General features: G+C 43.3%; 2 tRNA genes and 2 rRNA genes (1 of these 4 cut by a window edge). All 4 read right to left on the bottom strand.

Annotated features, from left to right (window positions below):
• Window positions 1-253 (bottom strand): 23S ribosomal RNA (locus IM744_RS20450); it reaches 2,567 nt to the left of the window's first position.
• A gap of 248 nt (window positions 254-501) precedes the next feature.
• A tRNA-Ala gene (locus IM744_RS20445) sits at window positions 502-575 on the bottom strand.
• A gap of 82 nt (window positions 576-657) precedes the next feature.
• Window positions 658-731 (bottom strand) — tRNA-Ile (locus IM744_RS20440).
• A gap of 86 nt (window positions 732-817) precedes the next feature.
• Window positions 818-2,339, bottom strand: a 16S ribosomal RNA gene (locus IM744_RS20435).
• The 16S and 23S rRNA genes sit together here with 2 tRNA genes alongside, the layout of an rRNA operon.
• Window positions 2,340-2,500: the final 161 nt, after the last annotated feature.

Raw genomic sequence — 2,500 nt, 5'->3', positions numbered from 1 at the left:
GGGCTAATCCGATTTCGCTCGCCGCTACTATCGGAATCACTTTTGTTTTCTTCTCCTCCGGGTACTTAGATGTTTCAGTTCTCCGGGTTCGCCTCCTTACGGATAACATATCTTCAATATGCTGGGTTGCCCCATTCGGATATCTGCGGATCAATTTGTATGTGCCAATCCCCACAGCTTTTCGCAGCTTATCACGTCCTTCATCGCCTCTGAGAGCCTAGGCATTCCCCATACGCTCTTATTTAGCTTATTGTACTTTTTGTCTTTTTAATGAGTTACTATTTAGTTTATAATTTTCAGTTTTGATTTTTAGTAAATAAATACTAATTATCATTTCTTACACCTTATAAACTAAAAAATGTGATTAATTAGAAATCGCTCGTTGTGATTCTAATTAATCCATAAATATTATTTGAAGATTAAATAAATTTAATCTTGTTTATTTTTATGTATCTTTTTTCAATATGTCAATGAACTTTTTCCTGTAATAAAACAGAATTGTGGAGAATATCGGAGTCGAACCGATGACCTCCTGCGTGCAAGGCAGGCGCTCTAGCCAGCTGAGCTAATCCCCCATTTAAAATTCTATCATTTAGAATTCTTAATGTGAATTTAGAATTCTCAGTTCTAGAATTTCCTTTATATTATTATAGTTAGTAGTCTCAGGCAGACTCGAACTGCCGACCTCTACATTATCAGTGTAGCGCTCTAACCAGCTGAGCTATGAGACTCTACTATAATAGATTATTAAATTAACAGCAAAAGAACAAACACTTTCTTTCTTAAATTTTAGTTTCGTTTAGTCGTCTTTCTCTAGAAAGGAGGTGTTCCAGCCGCACCTTCCGGTACGGCTACCTTGTTACGACTTAGCCCTAGTTACTAATTTTACCCTAGGCCGCTCCTTACGGTGACGGACTTCAGGCACTCCCAGCTTCCATGGCTTGACGGGCGGTGTGTACAAGGCCCGGGAACGTATTCACCGCATCATGGCTGATATGCGATTACTAGCGATTCCAGCTTCACGGAGTCGAGTTGCAGACTCCGATCCGAACTGTGATAGGGTTTATAGATTCGCTCCTGCTCGCGCAGTGGCTGCTCTCTGTCCCTACCATTGTAGCACGTGTGTAGCCCAGGACGTAAGGGCCGTGATGATTTGACGTCATCCCCACCTTCCTCACAGTTTGCACTGGCAGTCTTGTTAGAGTTCCCGACATGACTCGCTGGCAACTAACAACAGGGGTTGCGCTCGTTATAGGACTTAACCTGACACCTCACGGCACGAGCTGACGACAACCATGCAGCACCTTGTAAATTGCCCGAAGGAAAAACTATCTCTAGTCCTGTCAATCTACATTTAAGCCCTGGTAAGGTTCCTCGCGTATCATCGAATTAAACCACATGCTCCACCGCTTGTGCGGGCCCCCGTCAATTCCTTTGAGTTTCATTCTTGCGAACGTACTCCCCAGGTGGGTTACTTATCACTTTCGCTTAGCCACTCAGACCTAAGTCCGAACAGCTAGTAACCATCGTTTACGGCGTGGACTACCAGGGTATCTAATCCTGTTCGCTCCCCACGCTTTCGTCCATCAGTGTCAGTTAATTATTAGTAATCTGCCTTCGCAATTGGTATTCTATGTAATATCTATGCATTTCACCGCTACACTACATATTCTAACTACTTCATAATAACTCAAGATAACCAGTTTCAAAGGCAATTCTACAGTTGAGCTGCAGGATTTCACCTCTGACTTAATTATCCACCTACGGACCCTTTAAACCCAATGATTCCGGATAACGCTCGGACCCTCCGTATTACCGCGGCTGCTGGCACGGAGTTAGCCGGTCCTTATTCTTACAGTACCGTCAAGCTCCCTCACGAGGGAGTGTTTCTTCCTGTATAAAAGCAGTTTACAACCCATAGGGCCGTCTTCCTGCACGCGGCATGGCTGGATCAGGCTTGCGCCCATTGTCCAATATTCCTCACTGCTGCCTCCCGTAGGAGTCTGGTCCGTGTCTCAGTACCAGTGTGGGGGATCCCCCTCTCAGGGCCCCTATCTATCGTCGCCATGGTGTGCCGTTACCACACCATCTAGCTAATAGAACGCATACTCATCTTTTACCGCCGAAACTTTAATAATAATATGATGCCATATCATTATACTATGGGATATTAATCTTCATTTCTAAAGGCTATCTCCCAGTAAAAGGTAGATTGTATACGCGTTACGCACCCGTGCGCCACTCGTCATCAAGAGCAAGCTCTCATGTTACCGTTCGACTTGCATGTGTTAGGCCTGCCGCTAGCGTTCATCCTGAGCCAGGATCAAACTCTTCATCGTTAATTTTTAAGTCTTACGACTATAATTTTAACAACTAATCGAAATTGTTTAATTTTTAGTACTCAAAATGGTTTATTCTTTTGTCTGTAAATTGTCGTTTCCAACTCTTTACTTACGCTGTCAATTCAATATGTTAATGAACTTTTTATCTCTTTTCTAAA

Origin of the sequence: Psychroserpens luteus, from assembly GCF_015319355.1 — a bacterium.
GTDB lineage: Bacteria > Bacteroidota > Bacteroidia > Flavobacteriales > Flavobacteriaceae > Psychroserpens > Psychroserpens luteus.
The sequence above is the reverse complement of the archived record's forward strand: the minus strand, read 5'-3'. Positions and strand labels throughout refer to the sequence as shown.